Genomic DNA, 19040 nt, shown 5'->3' on the forward strand with positions numbered 1-19040 from the left:
GCCCTGGTCAGGGCACCACTCGCAGGCGCGGCAGCTCACCCGCGACCACCGTCTCCGGGTCGACCTGGGCGCCGAACCAGGCCTCCAGCCGCTCGTACGGCAGAGGGCGGCTGAACAGGAAGCCCTGGCCGATCTCGCAGCCGATGTCCTGGAGCAGCTCCAACGTCAGCTCGCTCTCCACGCCCTCGGCCACCACCGCCAGGCCGAACTGCTGGGACAGCGTCACCACCGCGTTGACGATCGCCAGGTCGCCCGGATCGGTCGCCATGCCCTGCACGAACGACCGGTCCACCTTCACCTCGTGCACCGGCAGCCGGCGCAGTTGCGCCAGCGACGAGTTACCGGTGCCGAAGTCGTCCACCGAGAGGCGGACACCGAGGTCACGGAGGCTGCGCAGGGTCGGTATGGGACGTTCGGTGCCGTCCAGGACACCCGCCTCGGTGACCTCCAGCGTCAGCCGCTGCGGCGGTACGCCGTACTCGGCCAGCAGGTCGCGTACCAGCGCCGGGAAGTGCTGGTCGGTGAGCGTACGCGCGGCGAGGTTGACCGCGACGGACAGCGGCTGTTCGCCGTGGCTCCAGTCGCGGCTGCGCCGCAGGCTCTCCCGGAGCACGAACTCGGTGAGCCGGCCGAGCTGGCCGGTGTGCTCGGCCACCGCCACGAAGTCGTCGGGGGCGACAGTGCCGTGCGCCGGGTGCTCCCACCGGGCCAGGCACTCCACGCCCACCAGGCGGCGGTCCCGCAGCGTGACCTTGGGCTGGAAGTAGACCTCCAGCTCACCCTCGTCGAGCGCCCGTTGCAGGTCGCCGGCGAGGCCGAGCCGGCGCAGCGACCGGGACTCCAGCGCCGGACTGTAGAGCTGGACGCTGCCCGGCACCGACTTGGCCGCGGTGGCCGCCAGGTCGACGCGTTGCAGCAACGCCACCGCGTCGCTGCCGTGGTCCGGGTGGACGGCCACCCCGACGACAGTGTCCACGTCCAGGGTCAGCGAGTCGAAGACCATCTCGTCGCGGATCTGCTCCCGCAGCTGGGCCGCCAGCTCCAGGGCCGCCTCGGTGCTCTCCAGCCGGAGCGTCACCAGGAACTCGTCCCCACCGGCCCGGCCGACGAGCGCCGAGGACGGCGCGCAGGCGCGCAGCCGCTCGGCCACCTCCATGAGCACCTTGTCACCGGCGGCGTGGCCCAGCGACTCGTTGACCTGGCGGAGCCGGTCGACGTCGAAGAGCAGCAGCGCCACCACCTCGCCCGGCGCGCGGATCTTGACCGCCTCCGCCACCGACGAGGTGAGGCGCCGCCGGTTGGGCAGGCCGGTGAGCGCGTCGTGATCGGCGTCGTGCCGCAGCCGGTCGACCAGGCGGGAGTTCTCCAACGCCACCGCGGCGTGCGCGGCGACCGTCTCGAAGACGGGGATGTCGCCGGGGGCGAAATGGCCGATGTCGCTGAGCCGGTTGGTCACCTCCAGCGTGCCGATCACCGCCTGGCCCGAGCGCAGCGGCACCACGATGGCGTCCTTGACCCGCTCCTCCCCCGCGGCCTGCCGCAACGCCGGATCTCCGCCGAGCCAGCGGCCGATCGAGAGGGTACGGCCCTTCTTGTGCACCTGCTGGCGCAGGCTCGCCGGGGTGGGCGCCAGGTCCAGCAGGCCCGGCGTGTCCACCCGGGCGGTGAGCAGCACCTCGGGATGCCGCCCCTGGGCGGGCAGCCAGAGCGTGGCGTACTCGGCCTGCATCAGCGCGCGGACCCGGTCGAGCAGGATGTCGGCGAGCGACCGCTCGGTGCCCGAGGCGAGAAGGCGGGTCAGCTCGTACATCCCGGCCAGCGTCCGGTGCTGCCGGAAGAACTGGGAGTAGGAGCGGTAGACCAGGACCAGGCCGCTGAAGAGGGCGGCGAGCAGCAACGCCGACCACCACGTCGTCTTCAGGGCGATCAGGACGAGCAGGCCGATCGCCACGTTGATGGCGGCGGTGAGCAGAGCGGTCGGCATGCTGCGTAGCGCGTCCCGCCCGGCCTGCCAGCCCTGGAGCAGCACGTGCACGCCGACCACGCTCACGAGGCTGACCAGCGTGACCACGCAGACGGCGAGGAAGAGGGAGCCCCACGTCCCCGGTCCGACATTTTTCAGCGGCGGCAGTGCCAGGAGTACGAGGCCGGCCAGCGACGTGGCGGCGGCGGCCTTGGCGACGTTGAACCAGAGCTTCGCCGCACCGAAGCGATGCGAGGCGCTCCAGATCAGCACCGAGAGTGTGTAGATCAGGACGACACTCAACGGGGGCAGGAAGTAGAGCGCCACGATGAGTGGCACCTCGGTGAGCGTCACGCCCACCGACTGACGCCGGACGTAGACGTTCAGCACCGCGAAGCTGATCCCCGCCATGACGACGAAGAACACGAAGGCGAGCGGCCACTTGCCGAACGGTTGATCGGCAACCAGCGCGACGCAGGTGCTGCAGACCACCGCCAGCAGAGCCAGAGGGGCAGTGACTAGCCAGGCACGTTCCGTCGACCTACGAGGTCGGCCCTGGCCTGCCATGCCCCTCCTACCCGAGACGCCGTCCGCCGGGCGGCGGACGGCTCGATGATTCAGCGTGGGGCGTCCATCGTCCAGACGATGTCGGCGAGTTGCGCGCTACCAGTGCCGGGGATGATGCCGAAGGCGCCTGCGATGGCGGCGAGCACGAGGAGCGAGCCAAACAGCCGGCCCAGCGTTCGACCAGACATGATTGCTCCTGTCGGGAGATTGCCACAGGGATGGTGAAGGTTTCCCGATCGTGCCACAACGCCGGGGAGCAGAAAAGCGGAGAGGACCCGCCCAGCCCGAGTAGCTGTCAGGTTCCGCCGTTCGGCCCGGCTACCCACGACACGCAGCCAGGTCATGGGGGTGAAGGGACGTCAGCCCCTTCGTCCATTGCGGATTCCCACCTTCACCCACGAAGGGGATCAAGTCACGCGAAACCCCACCCCACCAACCCCGGGCCACCCGGCCGGCTCCGCCGGGCCGATCCGGCCGGTGGATCGCCACCGGACCCGCGGGCATTGACCACCATACCTGCCCCTGTCATGAACGCCAGAGGATGATTCCCTCATTCACGCCCGAACAGCTCAGGGTGCACCAGGCGGCCGCCGAGGCTCCGGGCCCGGGCTGTCGCCGGACGGCGGGCGGTGGCGGATATCGGGATGACCGGGCCGGCTCCGGCGGCGGACCATGTGCCGGTGCTCGACGACGACCCGCTCACTCGCCTCCAGGACGCCACCGCCCTCCGGAGCATCCGCCAGGGCACGGCAGCCGACGTGATCGAGGCCGCCTGTGACTGCCTCGTGGCAGGCGTCGACAGCCCGTCGCTGCGAATCCTGGCCGGCGTCTCGCCCTCGGCCGGCAGTCAGGAACTGATCCAATGGCTCGAACCGACCCTCGGCGAACTCGGCCTGACCTACTTCCCCGAAGGCGGTCAGGAGGGCGAGGACGCCGCCGTACGCGTCATGGCGACCAGGCTTCTCGCCGGCGCTCTCTCCCCGCGCGAGCTGGCACGGTGGGCCCACGCGGTGATCGGACACGACGGCACGCCGCTCGCGGAAGAGCTGGTCATGCTCGACGACGTCTACGACACGCTGGAGTACGGCGAGCAGACCGAAGCGGACACCGATGCACGCGTTCTCGCCGAGGCGCGACGGTTGACCGCGAGCCACCACTGATCGCCCACGTCCAGGGGCGTCACTTCTCCGGCAGGGTCAGACCGTCCGGCGGATCCTCCATGAGCCCATCGTCGAATCTCGGCGGAACCTGGAATCTGGCCGTACGGAAGGAGACTCTCCCACCACAGAACGTCACGTAGTTGAAGAACACCTCCCCACCGCTGAATGTGGTTCTCTCAAAAGAAACCACCCCACCACTGAACCGCGCCCCGCTGAAGATGACGGACCCGTCACTGGACGCCGGCTGCACGAAGGTCACCTGCTCGCCCTTCGGCCACGTCACATGGACAGCCTTCCCGCCACTGGCCGTCACCCTGTCGAAGAACACCTTCCCACCACTGAACGTCGCCCGGTCGAAGAGCACCTCCCCGCCACTGAAGCTCGTGAGACCGAAGAACACCTCCCCACCGATGAACGACGCACCGAAGAAGGAGACCTGCCCGCCGCTGAACGACGCGCCGCTGAAGGAGACTTTTCCGCCGCTGAACGACGCGCCGACGAAGGAGACCTTTCCGCCGCTGAACGACGCGCCGCCGAAGGACACGTCCCCACCGATGAACGTCGCACCGTCGAAGTAGACGCCCCCGCCACTGAAATTCGCCCCCGACAAGTCCCCGCCGTCGAAGACGGCACCAGTGAAGTCGAAGTCGTAGCCGCACCAGGAGGCCGCGTCGTCCTCGGCAAGGCTCAAGTGCCGCCCAACGAGGCGGATAACGGTATGACGAACCTCCCGCTCCTCGCGGGCGGCTCGGACATCGTCCGCATCCCTTACGGGCGCCTGATCCTCATCCTGCTCGGCCGTCTCACCCGGAGCGTCCGGGGGCGGGGTGTAGGGCATGCGGATATAGGCGCAGAGGACATCAATGCACGTCTGCCGCCCTTCCCGCCAGTCGTCAGCAAGGCCTGCCAGGGCGTAGACACCTGCCAGGCGTACGGCTCCCTTCTCCGAACCGAGCTGCTCAGATGCCTTGGCGAAGCGTTCGTTGAAGAGCCGGACCCCATTGCGGTCGCTCTCGACCTTTGCCCGCTCGTCGGCCGCTTCGGCGAGAGCCTTGCTGACCTCGGCGCGCAGATCAGCAGCGTGCGCCAGCTGGTGAGCGAACTCGGCCAGCGCGTTCGTGTGCTCCGCCACCCGCTGCCGCCGGTAGGCGACCACCAAGGCGGCGACACCGCCGATCCCCGCCACGACTGCGAAGACAAGTTTCAAGAGATCGAACAGCGTGGCCACAGTGACGGTTTCGTCGCGCTCGAAACCAGGCCAGGCGGCGTACCAGAACGCCGCAACGACCAGCCCTCCGACGAGCAGCAAGGCCGCCACGACCGCCAGGGCGATCGACCGGCGGATGCCCCAGAGCCGCAGCTCCGGCACCGGACTACCGGCGGGGACGGAACCAACCGTGACATGGGGCTCGGGCCGGGCCACGCGCGGCGATTCGGGCGACTCCACCCTCTCCTTCTAGCGCACGCCGTCAATGTCAACGCTCAGCACCTCGCCTGCGGCCAGTAGCCGGTCGCCGGCATGCTTGGTGGAGTAGTCCTGACGTACCGTCCTCGGTCCCAGGCCTGACGCCGCCGGCGCCGACTGGGCGCCGGATCGCCACCCGAGTCCTGATCCGGCCGGCGACGCCGGTAGCTCTCAGTCGATCCCTGCACACACGACTCCGCGAGGCCAGGACCAGACGGACGACAACGGCCCCCGATCAGCATTCCTGCTGGTCAGGGGCCGCATCTGCACCTGGTGGCGGGTAGAGGATTCGAACCTCTGTAGCTTTCGCGACGGATTTACAGTCCGCTCCCATTGGCCGCTCGGGCAACCCGCCAGGGCACACCACCACGTCGCAACGCGGCGGCGGAAGCAAGGATAGCGGTTGCCCCCGGCACTGCCGCAACCGGGTACCGTCAGGAGGTCCCACGCTGGTCAGCGGGGGACGGACCAGGACAGACCGCCGGACAGCAGGAGCAGAAGCATGGCAGCGAACCCGTCGTTCGACATCGTGAGCAAGGTCGACCGGCAGGAGGTCGACAACGCCGTCCGCCAGTCGGAGAAGGAGCTCGCGACGCGGTTCGACTTCCGCGGCACCGGCGCGGAGATCTCCTGGTCGGGCGAGGAGGCGATCAGCCTCCAGGCGGAGACTGAGGAGCGGGTCCGGGCCGCGCTGGACGTCTTCAAGGAGAAGCTGGTCAAGCGGAACATCTCGCTGAAGTCGCTCGACGCCGGCGAGCCCCGGCAGTCGGGCAAGATCTTCAAGATCGACGCCAAGGTGGTGCAGGGCATCGACTCGGACAAGGCCAAGGCGATCAGCAAGAAGATCCGCGACGAGGGCCCGAAGGGCGTGCAGGCGCAGATCCAGGGCGACCAGCTCCGCGTCACCGGCAAGAAGAAGGACGACCTCCAGGCCGTCATCACCCTGCTCAAGGGCGAGGACTTCGGGCTGGCGCTCCAGTTCACCAACTACCGGTAAGGCTCGACCACCTGGCAGGTCAGGGCATCGGTCATGCCGTCTGGCCTCGCGGGCCTCGTCGCCACCGGTCGTCGTTCGTCACACGTTGTGGCGACCGACGACCGGGCGACGGCCGGGCGCCGCCCGCTCAGGCAACCATGAATTGAAGCGATGCGAGGATCCCCGTTCGGCTAGCGGACTGGATCACCGCTTGCTGTACGGCGAGTCGCGCGCAACCGCGCTGCCTCAGTACGGGCAGCTTCCGCCTCTCTGCGAGCAGCGCCGCGATCCGCCTCGAACGGCAGCACCCGGGCCAGATCGTCCAACGCCCCTGCCATAGCTTCCCGCCACTCGGCCAGGTCACCGGGATCCGCAGGATCAGCGGGCCGCGTCGAGCGCACCCGGCGAAGCTCCCGCGTAGCGACCTTCAGAGGACCAGGAACCACCAGATTTCTTCTCTCATCGCAACAGCGACCCCGCAAGATCGTGTCAACAAGCTAGACCAACCACCAGAACACGTGGTGGGACCAGACACCCCGGTCGCCGGTGCCGGGCATCACTTGATGAGCGCCCGCTGGCGGGGATGTTCTTGACTCTCGACCCGGTCGAGGGCTGACCCTTCCTGGATGACGCCTGAAGAGCCCGCCCAACCATCAGTCCCGCTCGTGATCGACCTGGAGATGCTGCGGCCGCTGCTGCGCAGCGGCTGGGGAGCGGACACCTGCGACCCACATGATGTGCGGGATTGGCACGCCGGCAACCCGGCCCGTGGTCAATGCGGAGTGACTGCTTTGATCATTCAGGACCTGCTCGGCGGAGATCTGCTCCTGGGCGAGGTCCTCGCCGGGGACGCCAAGATCGGCTACCACTACTGGAATCGACTGGCCGACGGTCGCGAGGTCGATCTGACGGCCGACCAGTTCCAGCCGCCGGAGGTCGTCGTCGGCGGTCAGGTCCAGCAACGCCCGCCGGGGCCACCTCGGCGTTGCCGCCGGCAGTACGAGATCCTGCGGCACCGCGTCTTCGCAGCCCTCTACGGCGGCGAACCGACCCGGCCCGCTCAACCGTGACGGCGACGTCGCGACAGACCCCGGTCCAGCCACGACCGGCGGGCCGGAACGCCACGGCCCTCTTCGGCCGTCAGGCGACTTCCTTGGGGTACGGGCCAGGCGTGAGGTCGGGTGGGAGCCATGACCCCCGCGATGCTCCGCCCCTACCGCCCGCTGCTCGGTCAACCGGTACTAACGGACTCGTTCTTGTCGCGGTGACCTGGCTGGCTCGCCTCGGCCGGGGTCGGCCGGTCGCTTCACGCTCGTGGCGGAGCTTCTGCCGCAGCGGCACCACCTGGCCGCGGCCGTCCGTGACCGAGCAGCCCGGCCCACCGACGACGGGTCCGCACGACCAGCCCGCCCGGGTGGACGTGCCGGACCGGGTACGACCCGGAGCGACCTGATCCGGGTGCAACCCCCGGAGCCGCATCGGGGTGTCGTGTGGTGAGAGCGGACACGGGAGGTGGGCATGGACGGCCCCGAGGACTTCGACGCCTTCTACACGGCGACCGCGCGGCGGGTCGTGCACCACGTCTACGCCCTCTGCGGCGACCTGGCCGAGGCCCAGGACGTGACGCAGGAGGCGTACGCGCGGGCCTGGCAGCGCTGGTCGACTGTCGGGGCGTACGAGGATCCGGAGGGCTGGGTGCGGACGGTGGCCTGGCGCCTGACGGCCAACCGGTGGCGCGGCCTGCGGCGCTGGTTCGCCGCGCGGGCCCGGCTGGGCCGGGAGACTCCGGCGCCCGGGCCCAACCCGGACCGGGTGGCGTTGCTGGCGGCGTTACGGCGACTGCCCGACGCGCAACGGCTGGTGATCGTCCTGTACCACCTCCACGACCTGCCGGTGGCGGAGATCGCCCGGAGCACAGGCATGCCGGAGGGGACTGTCAAGTCGTACCTGTCCCGGGGCCGCGCCGCGCTCGCCGTTCTACTGACCGACGACAAGGAGGAAGTCGATGTCGGCACGCATTGGTGAGGCTCTGCGGGAGTTGGAGCAGGACATGGCCGGGCTGCGGCTCAGCCCGGCGGCCGAGGTGCGCGCACGGGGGCGCGCCAGGAGCCGGCGGCGGGCCGCGGTTCTGGCGGGGGTGGCCGCGGTTACCGTCACCGGCGGCGCCGCGAGCATGGCGGCGCTGTCCGGGCCGGCGACGCCGATGCCGGCCGCCGGCGGCGCGGCCACCCCGTCCGCCACGGCGTCGGCGGCGTGTCAGGCCGACCCTCCGGTACGGCTCGACGTCGTCTTCCGGCCGGGCGCCGGAACGCCGCAGATCGGGGAGGTCGACTACCGGATCGGGCAGGCGCGCGGGGACACCGGGCTGCGCTGCCGCGGCACCACTGCCGCGGCCCGGCCGGACGCCGACGGACGGGTCGTCCTGTCGGTGCTGCTGGCGCAGGGCGAGGACCCGGCGCCGATCCGGGCCGCGGTGGAGAAGCTGCCCGGGGTGGAGCGGGTGGTGACCGCCGGCGGGTGAGCGGTCAGGCGGCGAGCGTCTGCTCGGCGCGTACCGCTGTGGCCTCGGCCCGGGCGATCGGGCCGCCTGGTAGCGCGGCGACCGCGGCCCCGACGGCGACCGCCACCCCGGCGAAGACGAACGCCCAGGAGACGCCGCCGGCGTGGTCGATGATCAGGCCGGCGATCGAGCCGCCGGCGGCGCTCGCCGCGACCGACATGGTCACCACCCAGGTGTACGCCTCGTTCAGCATGCCGGCCGGGGTGATCCGTCCGACGAGCGTGTTCTCCAGGGTGAGCGCGGGGGCGATGGCCGCGCCGCCGAGCACCAGCGCGACGCCGAGCGCGGCCGGGCCGGGCATCACCGCGAAGACGGCGAAGCTGGCCGCGACGGTGCCGAGCAGCCAGGCGAACTGGCGGGTCATGTTGGCTGCGGGTTTGCGTACGCCGAACCAGAAACCGCCGATGGCGCTGCCGATGCCCCAGACGGCGAGCAGCACGCCGGCCAGGCTGTCCGGGTCGTCGGCGCCGGATTTCCCGGCGAAGGCGGGGACGATGACGCCGGAGGCGCCGAACGCGATGCCGAGGCTCGCCACGCAGAGCAGCAGCGCGGGGAAGCCGCCGAGCCGCAGCGGGCCGAGGCCCCGGGCGTGATGCTCGCGCGGGTGCGGGCGCCAGCCGCGCATGACCCGGCCGAGCGCGACGGTGGCGGTGCCGACCAGGGTGACCACCGCGGCGCCGACGAGCGCGGCGGAGGCGTCGGCGAACAGCACGAAGCCGGCCACCAGCAGCGGGCCGATCACGAACACGACCTCGAAGAGGGTGGTCTCGGCCGCGAGCGCGGTGTTGCGCAGGTGCCCCCGGCCGGTGGCGGGGGCGGTGAGGTCGTTCCAGGCGCCCCGGATCGCGGCGGTGAGCGGCGGGTACGTGGCTCCGGCGACGCCCGAGGCCAGGTAGATCAGCCCGAGGTTGCCGCTGTCGGAGCGGGTGGCGAGGAGCAGCCCGATCAGGGCGAGCGGGTGGGTGACCGCGGTGAGCAGCAGGACGGGGGTGGGCCCGACCCGGTCGGCGATCCGCCCGGCGACCGGGCTGAGCGCGGCGCCGGAGAGCGCGTAGATGCCGCCGGCGACGGCGGCGAGGGAGTACCGGCCGGTGACCTGCTCGACGACGAGCAGCAGCGCCAGCGGGGTCATGCCGATCCCGAGCCGGCCGATGATGCCGAGAACCAGCAGCATCGGCGCGCCGGGGATCCGCCAGACGCCCTGGTACTGGCGCAGTGCGGCCACTGTGTGCACCTCCGGGAAGTAACGAGTGAGTCAGCCTTCGACCCTAACGCTCCTGCTGGGCGGGGGCGGTGGTCGAGTCGGTCACATCGGGCTGCCGGCGCGGGGCTGCCTTACCCGCCGTTAACGAGTAGGTTCGGTGATCGAACGGAGTCCATGCCTACGGCGGGTCGGCCGCCGCCGTGATCGGAGGTCGGATGAGCGGCATGGCCGTCGCGCCGCTACGGGTCGAGATCTACTCCCTGTACGGCGACGCCCGGCCCGCCGAGCCCGCGTCCGCCACCCTCCGGGTCCGCCGGCTGCGTGAGCGGGCCGACTACGAGCCGGTCGGCGTCGAGGAAACGGACCCGTCGGATCGATGACCGGCACCGCGACGCCCGCGCCCGGTTACCGGGCCCTGTTCCGGCATCCGGTCGCCGCCCGGTTACTCGTCGCCCGGAGTGTCTCCGAGCTGGGCGACTTCGTCGGGCTGGCGGCCCTGCTGCTGCTCGCGTACGACCAGACCGACTCGGTCCTCGGCCCGGCCGCCGTGTACGCCGCCCGCACGGTGCCCGCCCTGCTCGTCGCGACGGTGTTCAGCGGCTGGCTGGACGTGCCGGCCCGGCGCACCATGCTGGTCGGGCTCTCGCTCGCCGGTGCGCTGCTCATCGCCGTACCGGCTGCGGCGCCCGAGCCGGTGCCGGCGATCGTGGCGGCCGGGCTGCTCGGCGCGGTCCGGGCCGCGTACGCGAGCGTGCACGTGGCGATCACGGCCGAGGCGGTGGAGCCGCCGCTGCGGCTGCCGCTGTTCGGGCTCTCCGCGTTCGCCAACCAGAGCGGCCAGGTCGTCGGCCTGCTCGCCGGGGCCGGTGTGACGGTGGCGCTCGGTCCCCGGGTGGCGCTCGTGATCGACCTGGTCTCGTTCCTGCTCGCGGCGGCGGTCCTCGCCGGCCTACCGGTACGCCGGCAGGAGCACCGGGGTCCACGGCCGCCCGCCACCGCCGGTATCCGGATCATCGCCGCCCATCCGGTGCTGCGGGGTGTGGCGCTGCTGACCCTGGCCACAGTCCTGTCCGGCGGGCTGCCGGAGACGCTTGCCCCGGATCTGGCTGCCGGCGGATGGCGGCCGGTCGTGCTGGCGGCGTCGTCGTTCGGCGGCGCGGTGTTCGTGCTCGTCGTGGGGCGGCGCGGCTGGCTGGCCCGGGTGACCGGTCAGGTGGTGGCGGCGAGCGCGCTGGGCGCCGCGCTGCTGCTGGCCGGTCTGCTGGTGGCCCTCGACGCCCCGGCGTGGGCGCTCGCCGGGGCGAACGCGCTCGTCGGCGCGGGCGGCGGGTGGCTGATCGGCGCCCAGGCCACGTTCGCGCGGCTCGCGCCGCGGGAGCGGATGGGGCAGGTGGAGGCGACGATCGTGGCCGGCAACATCGTGCTCTCCGGGGTCGGGATCTTCCTGCTCGGCGGCGTGGCGGTGCTGCTCGGCCCGGCCGTGGCCTATCTGGCGGCAGGGGTGGTGCTGCTCGCCGTGGTGCTGGCCGCCCGGCCGGATCGGCTGCCCGAGCCGGTTGCGTCGTGACCGCCCGGCCGGACCGGCTGCCCGGCCGGATCTGACGGAAGGGCCCAGACACAGCGCCACCCGCGTCCGGGTGGACGCGGGCGGCGTTCGGGTCACGCGGGTCAGCGCTGGAACTGCACCGGCCCGGAGTTGCGGGCCATCTGCTCCAGGCGGGCCACCCGCTGCTCCATCGGCGGGTGGGTGGCGAACATCGCGGCGATGCCGCCGCCCCGCTTGAACGGGTTGTCGATCATCAGGTGCGCGGTGCTGGCGAGCTGGCCCTGCGGCGCCAGCGGACGCGCCTGCGTCCCCATGTGGATCTTGCGGAGGGCGCTGGCCAGGGCCAGCGGGTCGCGGCTCAGCTCGGCGCCGGACTGGTCGGCCTGGTACTCCCGGCTCCGGCTGATCGCGAGCTGGATCACCGTGGCGGCGATCGGGCCGAGGATCAGCGTGAGCAGCAGCACGGCCGGGTTCGGGCCGTCCTCGTCGTCCGACGAACCCAGCGGGATGAACCAGGCGAGGTTCGCCAGCATGGTGATGATGCCGGCCAGGCCGGCCGCCACGCTGGAGATCAGGATGTCCCGGTTGTAGACGTGGGACAGCTCGTGGCCGATCACGCCGCGCAGCTCCCGGTAGTCCAGGATCTCCACGATGCCCTGGGTGACGCAGACCGCCGCGTTCTCCGGGTTACGACCGGTGGCGAACGCGTTGGGCTGCGACGTCGGGCTCACGTAGAGCCGGGGCATCGGCTTCCCGGCCTGCGTGGAGAGCTCCCGCACCATCTGGTACAGCTCGGGGAACTGTGCCTCGCTGACCGGTTGCGCCTTCATCGAGCGCAGTGCGAGCTTGTCGGAGAAGAAGTAGGTGACGCCGTTCATCAGCAACGAGACGACGACGGCGATGACGAGACCGCTGCTACCGCCGAACCAGTAGCCGATCGCGAGGATCAGCGAGGTCAACAGGCCGAGCAGCGCTGCGGTCTTGAGACGGTTGTGATGCACGATCTCTCCTTCGGTGCACGGGCCCTTGCGGGAGGCCCGCTGACCGGTTCAACACACCGGTACCCGTCAACCATCCGGCTCATGGCTGAAAGTTGGCTGGATGTTGCTGTACACACGCTGAAGCGGTCGCCCATCCGGGCAGGAACCGGTCAGCGCGCCGCCACGTCCAGCACGAGCTGCGGTGCGAAACCCATCACCACCGCCACGGCGGTGGCCACACCGAGCGCCAGCGTCACGGTCCGCGCGGGCCGGACCGTCGCCGCGCCGACGGGCGTCGCGTAGAGCGAAGCGGTGACCCGCAGGTAGTAGGCCAGGCCGATCACCGCGTTCAACGCCACCACGAGCGCCAGCCAGCCCGCGTGCCCGGCCAGCAGCGCGCGTACCACTGTCACCTTGGCGAACAGCCCGGCCAGACCCGGCGGCAGCCCCGCCAGCCCGATCAGCGCCAGCGCGAACGCGCCACCCACCCACGGGTGCCGCCGCGCCGCGCCGCGCAGGTCGGCCAGCGTGCCGCCGTCGCCGTCCGCCGGGCGCAACGCCACCACCGCGGCGAACGCGGCCAGCTCCAGCAGCACGAAGAAGATCGCGTACGCGACGGCTGCCGCGTACGCGGCCGTCCGCGCGTCGCCGGTGCGGCCGGCGGTCAGCGCCAGCGCGCCCAGCGGGGCGAGGATGTAACCCGCTTGGGCCACCGACGACCAGGCGAGCAACCGCACGGTACGCCGCTGACGCAGCGCCACCAGGTTGCCGACGGTCATGGTCAGCACGGCCAGCGCCGCCAGCACCGGGCCGGTCAGGTCACCCGGCAGGGCCCGCTGCACCACAGCCAGCAGCGCCACCACGCCACCGAGCTTCGAGGCGGTCGACAGGTACGCGGCCACCGGCAGCGGCGCGCCGTCGTACGTGGCGGGGGCCCAGGCGTGGAACGGCACGGCGGCGACCTTGAACGCCAGCCCGGCCACCACCAGCGCCACCGCGACCCCGGTCAACGGCAGGCCGGTCAGGTCGTCGCGGGCGGCCAGGGTGGCGCCGAGCCGGTCCAGGTGCAGCGTGCCGGTGACCGCGTAGAGCAGCGCCGCGCCGAGCAGCGTCACAGTGGTGGCGACCACGCTCACCACGAAGAACGTCACCGCCGCCTCGGCACCGGCGAGGCTCCCCCGGCGCAGGCCGACCAGCACGTACAGCGGGAGCGTCAGCGTCTCCAGCGCCACGATCAGCGTGATCAGGTCACCGGCGGCGCCGAGCACCACGCCACCTGTCATCGCGCAGGCGAGCAGGAAGCAGTACTCACCGACCGGGGTGCGCCCGGCACGCAGCAGCGGGCCGGACAGCGCCAGCACGCCGAGCGTGAGCAGCGCGATCACGGCCCCGACCAGGGCGGCCCGGCCGTTCCACACCCAGGAGCAGTCGTCCCCGACGCAGAACGTGCGCCGCTCACCGGCCGCCCCGACCAGTGCCGCGCCGGCCGCGGTGCCGGCCGCGCCGAGCGCCGCCACCGCCACCGTGACGGCGGGCCGGGCCACCAGCAGGTCGAACAGCAGCACCAGCACGGCCGTGCCGGCGGCCAGGTACGCGGGCAGCATCGCCACGTTGTCGACAGGCTGTACCAGGCTCATGGGACGACCCCCAGCAGCGCCTCCACCGGACCGGAGGCGTACGACAGCACGAGCGCCGGGGCCAGGCCGACCGCGAGCGCGAGCAGCACCAGCGGCGCCCAGGCGGTCAGTTCCGCCCCGGCCAGCCCGGGTGCGAGCCCCGCCACCGCCGGGCTGGGCCGCCCGTGGGTGACCCGGCGCAGCAGCCGCAGGAAGTACGCGGCGGTGAGCGCCCCACCCAGCGCGGCGAGCACGGCGAGGGTCAGCCAGAGCGGGCCGCCCCGCTGCACGGCGGCCACCACGGCGAACGCCTCACCCCAGAACCCGGCCAGGCCGGGTAGCCCCAGCGAGGCGACAGCCGCGAAGCCGAGCAGCCCGGCCAGCCGGGGCGCGGTCTCCCGCAGCCCGGACAGCTCGGCCAGCGACCCGGTGTGCGCGCGGTCCTTCACCGCCCCGGCCAAAAAGAACAGCAGGCCGGTGATGACGCCGTGGGCGATGTTGCCGATCAGCGCGGCCTGGATCCCGGTGGCGGTGAGCGTGGCGACCCCGAGCAGCACGAAGCCCATGTGCCCGACGCTGGAGTACGCGATCAGCCGCTTCAGGTCGTCCTGCGCCAGGCAGACCAGGCCACCGATCAGGATGGCCGCGACGGCGAGCACGCCGAGCACGGGCGCGGCCCAGCGGGCGCCTTCCGGGGCCACCCCCACCGCGACCCGGATCAGCCCGTACGTGCCCATCTTGAGCAGCACCCCGGCGAGGATCACGCTGCCGACAGTCGGCGCCTGGGTGTGCGCGTCGGGCAGCCACGAGTGCAGCGGCCAGAGCGGGCTCTTCACCGCGAACGCGAGCGCCAGCAGCGTGAACGCGGCGAGCTGGGTGCCCCGGGACAGCCCGGCGCCGCCGGTGAGCGTGACCAGGTCGGCGGTGCCCGCGGCGGCCACCACCACGTAGACGCCGACGAGCAGCAGCACCGAGCCGAACAGCGTGTAGAGCGCGAACTTGCGGGCCGCCCGGCGACGGTCCGCACCACCCCAGCCGGCGATGACCGCGTACATCGGCAGCAGGACGACCTCGAAGAACAGGAAGAACAACACCAGGTCGAGCGCGAGGAACGTGCCGAGGATGCCCACCTCGACCACCAGCAGCAGCGCCACCAGCGCCCGCCCGCTGCCGCCGCCGGGCGGCACCCGCCACAGCGTGTACGCGCAGCACAACAGCGTGAGCAGCGCGGTCAGCACCACCAGCGGCCAGGAGATCCCGTCCACGCCCAGGTGGAAGCGCAGGTCGAGCCCGGGCACCCACGCCACGTCGAGCTGGTGCCACGGCTGCACCGCCGGACGCGGCCCGTACCCGAACCAGCCGTGGTCGCCGCCGACCAGCGGCAGCGTCGCCAGCAGCGTCAGCGCGGCGGCGACGGTGCCGACCACCCGGCCGGCCCGGTCACCGGGCACGACCGCCGCAGCCAGCGCGCCGAGCGCCGGCACCGCGACCACAGCGACCAGCAGGACCTGCCCGAACGTCATGAGGTGACTCCGATCAGGGCGACCGCCAGGCCGATCAGCAACGCGCCGGCCAGCACCCCGGCCGCCGCGCGGGGCAGCGCCGCCCGGTGCAGCGCGGCCAGGCCGCCGCCCACCTCGACCGCCGCCCGGCCGCTGCCCTCGACCAGCCCGTCCACGCCCAGCTCGTCACCGGTACGCACGACCCGCGCGAGCGCGCCCGCCGGGCGTACGACGAGTGCGTGCTGGACGTCGTCGAGCCGGAACGCCCGGGCGAACACCGGCCGCAGCGGACCCAGGTAGCGGGCCGGGTCGGCGGCCGGGTCGCGGCGCCAGCCCGCCCAGGCGACACCCGCGCCGACCAGCAGCAGCAGGAACGGCAGGATCAGGTTCGGCGCGAGGTGCACCAGCTCGACCGCCTCGCCGCTGTCGTCGCCCGGCACGCGCAGCCGGTCGGCGAACCACGGCGCGAACGCGGCCAGGCCCAGCAGCGCGGCCGGGACCGTGAGCAGCAGCACCGGCCAGCGCAGCAGCGCGGGCGGGTCGTGCGGGCGCAGCAGCGGCGTGCGCGTGGCGCCGAGGAAGGTGCGCAGCAGCAGGCGGGTCGCGTACCAGGCGGTCACCGCGACGCCGGCCAGCCCGGCCAGCCAGACCAGCCAGCCGACCCAGGCGGCGGTCGGCCCGGCGCCGTCGAGCGCGGCCGCCTCGGCGGCGGCGAGCACGCCGTCCTTGCTCCAGAAACCCGAGAGCGGGGGTACGCCGGCGAGCGCGCCGAGGCCGACCACCATGCACCAGAACGTCACCGGCATAGCGGTACGCAGGCCGCCCATCCGGGACATCAGCGTGGTGCCGACGGCGTGGATCACCGCACCGGCGGCGAGGAACAGCAGCGCCTTGAACGCGGCGTGGGTGAGCAGGTGGAACAGCGCGGCAGCGGGTGCGCCGACCGCCAGCGCGCCGGTCATGTAGCCGATCTGCGAGACCGTGGACCAGGCGAGCACCCGCTTGATGTCGTCCTGCGCGGTGGCGGCGAACGCGCCCAGCAGCATGGTGATCGCGGCCATCACGCCCAGCACGGCGAGCGCGGCCGGTGCGCGCTCGAACAGCGGGAACAGGCGGGCCACCGCGTACACCCCGGCGGCGACCATCGTCGCGGCGTGGATCAGCGCGGACACCGGCGTCGGACCGGCCATCGCGTCCGGCAGCCAGGTGTGCAGCGGGAACTGGGCGCTCTTGCCCGCCACCCCGGCGAGCAGCAGCAGACAGGCGGCGGTGAGCGTGCCGGTGCCGTAGTCGTGCGCCAGCACGTCGGCGATCCGGAAGCTGCCCGCGCCCACGCCGAGCAGCGCGATGCCGAGCAGGAAGCCGACGTCACCCACGCGGGTGACCAGGAACGCCTTCACCGCCGCGCCGGGTGCCTCGGGCAGCCGCCGGTCGTGAGCGATGAGCAGGTACGAGCAGACGCCCATCACCTCCCAGCCGACCAGCAGCATGATCAGGTCACCGGACACCACCACGGTGAGCATCGCGGCGGTGAAGAGGCTGAGCTGGGCCGCGTACGGCGGGTAGCGGTGGTCGACGTCCACGTCGTCGTGCGGGCCCCGGCGCAGGTAGCCGATCGAGTAGACCTGCACGGCCAGCGCGACAGCCGCGACGGCGGTGGCGACGAGCACCGCCACGCCGTCCAGCCGCAGTCCCAGCGTGACCCGCAGCCCGCCCAGATCGACCCAGGTGGTGGACGCCTCGACCGGGGCGTCCACGCGGACCAGCAGCGCCAGCGCGGCCAGCAGCGACACCGCCGCCCCGGCCACACCCAGCGCGACCGCCGACCGCCGTGCCGACGCCCGGTCCTGACCCGGGGCGGGCGGCAGCAGCAGGCCGAGCAGCCCGGCGACGAGTGGGGCGGCCGGCAGCACCGCCGCGAGCCAGAGCGTCGGCGTGCTCACCGGACCGCACCTTCCGTGCCCGGCGCCCCCGGCGTCGGCAGCCCGGCCGGGGCCGCCGCGACCGGGGGTGCCGGCTCGGCCAGCGGCACGTCGTCGACTGTGACGCTGGCGCGCAGCCGGTAGAGCTGGAGCACGATGGCGAGCCCGACACCGATCTCGGCGGCGGCGAGCACGATCACGAACAGCGCGAACACCTGCCCGGAGTGCGGCAGCACGGCCTTGACTGTGGTGTCGGCGGTGACCAGCACCAGGTTCACCGCGTTCAGCATCAGCTCCACCGCCATCAGCACCAGGACGGCGTTGCGGCGGCGCAGCACGCCGTACACGCCGAGGCCGAACAGCAGCGCGGCGGTGACGTACGGGATGACCGGCCTCACCGGCGCCCGCCCTCGTCGGCGGCCGGTCGGCCGATGTCGGGGCGGGACAGCACGATCGCGCCGACCAGCGCGGCCAGCAGCAGCACCGACAGCACCTCGAACGGCAGCACCCAGGAACGGAAGATCTGCTCGCCGAGGCGCTCGGCGGTGCCCGCGGCCGGCAGGTCCACCCGGGACCAGCGGAACGCGTCGATCAGCAGCACCGCCAGGCCCAGGCCGCTGCCCGCGCCGACGAGCGCTGCGGCCCAGCCCGGCCGGTCCAGGTCGTCCGACGGGCCGATCGGCGCACGGGTCAGCATCACCGCGAACAGCAGCAGCACCACCACCGCGCCGACGTAGATGAGCACCTGCACCCAGGCCACCAGCTCGGCCGTCAGCACCAGGTAGTCACCGGCCAGCGCGCCCAGGCACACCACCAGCCACAGCCCGGCCCGAACCAGGTGGCGGGTAGCGACCACCAGCGCACCCGCGCCCACCGCCACCGCGCCCAGCGCCAGCAGCAGGACGTCCGCACCGGTCATGAGGCAGCGCCTCCGCCCGGATCGGTGGCGGCGTCGGGGCGTACCCGGGAAGGAGCCGGGCGGGCCGACGGACCCGCCGCCTTCCGGGCGGCGGTGGTCTCCTCCTTGGAGGGGTCGCCGAGCGGGTCGTGAGCCGGCGGCGGCGGCACGGTGGCCATCCACTCGCCCAGGTGGTCCTTGTCGTGCAGCAGGTTCTTGATGTCGTACTCGGCGTACTCGAACTCGGGCGACCAGTAGAGCGCGTCGAACGGGCAGACCTCGACGCAGATGCCGCAGTACATGCAGAGCGAGAAGTCGATGTCGAACTTGTCGAGCACGTTGCGCTGGCGGGGGCGGGCGGCGCCGGGCACCGCCACCTCCTCCTTGTGCGAGTCGATGTAGATGCACCAGTCCGGGCACTCGCGGGCGCAGAGCATGCAGACGGTGCAGTTCTCCTCCAGCAGCGCGATCACGCCACGGGAGCGGGGCGGCAGCTCAGGCTCGACGTCCGGGTACTGCTGGGTGGTCGAGCGGCGGGTCATCGTCTTCAACGTGACCGCCAGGCCCTTCACCAGGCCCCCGCCGGGCACTCCACCGTGCTCGCTCATGCCGCCCATCCTGCCCTGTGACCCGGGCGCGCGCGACCACCCCCCGACTCTTGGCGGCGGTATCGTGAGCGCG

General features: G+C 72.5%; 18 protein-coding genes and 1 tRNA gene. 7 read left to right on the top strand and 12 right to left on the bottom strand.

Annotated elements, in window-relative coordinates:
• Window positions 1–7: 7 nt before the first annotated feature.
• Both O7546_RS25375 and O7546_RS25380 read right to left on the bottom strand, forming a co-directional pair.
• Entirely contained in the window at window positions 8–2530 is a 2523-nt protein-coding gene (locus O7546_RS25375) for a bifunctional diguanylate cyclase/phosphodiesterase (RefSeq protein WP_269697668.1), read from the bottom strand.
• A gap of 50 nt (window positions 2531–2580) precedes the next feature.
• The gene (locus tag O7546_RS25380; RefSeq protein WP_162959301.1) at window positions 2581–2718 is read right to left on the bottom strand and encodes a hypothetical protein; all 138 of its coding nucleotides are present in this window, start codon (window positions 2716–2718) and stop codon (window positions 2581–2583) included.
• Between the two features lie 492 nt (window positions 2719–3210).
• On the opposite strand from O7546_RS25380, the gene O7546_RS25385 reads away from it, so the two are divergent.
• Window positions 3211–3690, top strand: coding sequence for a hypothetical protein (locus O7546_RS25385; RefSeq protein WP_228532305.1), 480 nt, complete (start codon window positions 3211–3213; stop codon window positions 3688–3690).
• A gap of 19 nt (window positions 3691–3709) precedes the next feature.
• Here the strand turns inward: O7546_RS25385 and O7546_RS25390 are convergent, their stop codons facing one another.
• Both O7546_RS25390 and O7546_RS25395 read right to left on the bottom strand, forming a co-directional pair.
• Window positions 3710–5137, bottom strand: coding sequence for a pentapeptide repeat-containing protein (locus O7546_RS25390; protein ID WP_281600102.1), 1428 nt, complete (start codon window positions 5135–5137; stop codon window positions 3710–3712).
• A gap of 289 nt (window positions 5138–5426) precedes the next feature.
• Window positions 5427–5510 (bottom strand) — tRNA-Tyr (locus O7546_RS25395).
• A 147-nt stretch (window positions 5511–5657) separates the two neighbouring features.
• On the opposite strand from O7546_RS25395, the gene O7546_RS25400 reads away from it, so the two are divergent.
• From O7546_RS25400 to O7546_RS25415, 4 genes are all read left to right on the top strand, one after another.
• Entirely contained in the window at window positions 5658–6152 is a 495-nt protein-coding gene (locus tag O7546_RS25400; protein WP_128137601.1) for a YajQ family cyclic di-GMP-binding protein, read from the top strand.
• Between the two features lie 644 nt (window positions 6153–6796).
• Window positions 6797–7201 (top strand): hypothetical protein, encoded by a 405-nt coding sequence (locus O7546_RS25405; protein WP_281600103.1) that lies wholly within the window; start codon window positions 6797–6799, stop codon window positions 7199–7201.
• Between the two features lie 448 nt (window positions 7202–7649).
• On the top strand, window positions 7650–8156 hold the full coding sequence (locus O7546_RS25410) for a SigE family RNA polymerase sigma factor (RefSeq protein WP_269697672.1): 507 nt from the start codon (window positions 7650–7652) through the stop codon (window positions 8154–8156).
• A complete protein-coding gene (locus O7546_RS25415) occupies window positions 8137–8652 on the top strand; it encodes a hypothetical protein (protein WP_269697673.1) in 516 nt (171 codons plus the stop codon). Before O7546_RS25410 ends, O7546_RS25415 begins: the two co-directional genes overlap by 20 nt.
• A 4-nt stretch (window positions 8653–8656) precedes the next feature.
• Here O7546_RS25415 and O7546_RS25420 read toward each other — a convergent pair whose 3' ends face one another.
• Window positions 8657–9916: an MFS transporter gene (locus O7546_RS25420; protein ID WP_269697674.1), complete on the bottom strand. Its 1260-nt coding sequence runs from the start codon at window positions 9914–9916 to the stop codon at window positions 8657–8659.
• Between the two features lie 194 nt (window positions 9917–10110).
• Here O7546_RS25420 and O7546_RS25425 point away from each other — a divergent pair, with 194 nt between their 5' ends.
• Both O7546_RS25425 and O7546_RS25430 read left to right on the top strand, forming a co-directional pair.
• Window positions 10111–10275 (top strand): hypothetical protein, encoded by a 165-nt coding sequence (locus O7546_RS25425; RefSeq protein WP_162959299.1) that lies wholly within the window; start codon window positions 10111–10113, stop codon window positions 10273–10275.
• Complete coding sequence (locus tag O7546_RS25430; protein ID WP_269697675.1) at window positions 10272–11462, top strand: MFS transporter; 1191 nt, start codon at window positions 10272–10274, stop codon at window positions 11460–11462. Before O7546_RS25425 ends, O7546_RS25430 begins: the two co-directional genes overlap by 4 nt.
• A gap of 101 nt (window positions 11463–11563) precedes the next feature.
• Here O7546_RS25430 and htpX read toward each other — a convergent pair whose 3' ends face one another.
• From htpX to O7546_RS25465, 7 genes are all read right to left on the bottom strand, one after another.
• On the bottom strand, window positions 11564–12442 hold the full coding sequence (gene htpX, locus O7546_RS25435; protein ID WP_269697676.1) for a zinc metalloprotease HtpX: 879 nt from the start codon (window positions 12440–12442) through the stop codon (window positions 11564–11566).
• Between the two features lie 149 nt (window positions 12443–12591).
• Window positions 12592–14058: an NADH-quinone oxidoreductase subunit N gene (locus O7546_RS25440; RefSeq protein WP_269697677.1), complete on the bottom strand. Its 1467-nt coding sequence runs from the start codon at window positions 14056–14058 to the stop codon at window positions 12592–12594.
• Entirely contained in the window at window positions 14055–15560 is a 1506-nt protein-coding gene (locus tag O7546_RS25445; RefSeq protein WP_269697678.1) for an NADH-quinone oxidoreductase subunit M, read from the bottom strand. Before O7546_RS25445 ends, O7546_RS25440 begins: the two co-directional genes overlap by 4 nt.
• A complete protein-coding gene (locus O7546_RS25450) occupies window positions 15557–17482 on the bottom strand; it encodes an NADH-quinone oxidoreductase subunit L (protein ID WP_269697679.1) in 1926 nt (641 codons plus the stop codon). Before O7546_RS25450 ends, O7546_RS25445 begins: the two co-directional genes overlap by 4 nt.
• Complete coding sequence (gene nuoK / locus O7546_RS25455; RefSeq protein ID WP_269697680.1) at window positions 17479–17859, bottom strand: NADH-quinone oxidoreductase subunit NuoK; 381 nt, start codon at window positions 17857–17859, stop codon at window positions 17479–17481. Before nuoK ends, O7546_RS25450 begins: the two co-directional genes overlap by 4 nt.
• Window positions 17856–18380, bottom strand: a complete 525-nt coding sequence (locus O7546_RS25460; RefSeq protein ID WP_269697681.1) for an NADH-quinone oxidoreductase subunit J — start codon at window positions 18378–18380, stop codon at window positions 17856–17858. The genes nuoK and O7546_RS25460 overlap by 4 nt, the downstream gene beginning before the upstream one ends.
• Entirely contained in the window at window positions 18377–18967 is a 591-nt protein-coding gene (locus tag O7546_RS25465) for an NADH-quinone oxidoreductase subunit I (protein ID WP_120573060.1), read from the bottom strand. The genes O7546_RS25460 and O7546_RS25465 overlap by 4 nt, the downstream gene beginning before the upstream one ends.
• Window positions 18968–19040 lie beyond the last annotated feature (73 nt).

This window comes from Micromonospora sp. WMMA1976 (assembly GCF_027497335.1).
In the GTDB taxonomy this organism is placed as follows: Bacteria; Actinomycetota; Actinomycetes; order Mycobacteriales; family Micromonosporaceae; genus Micromonospora; species Micromonospora aurantiaca.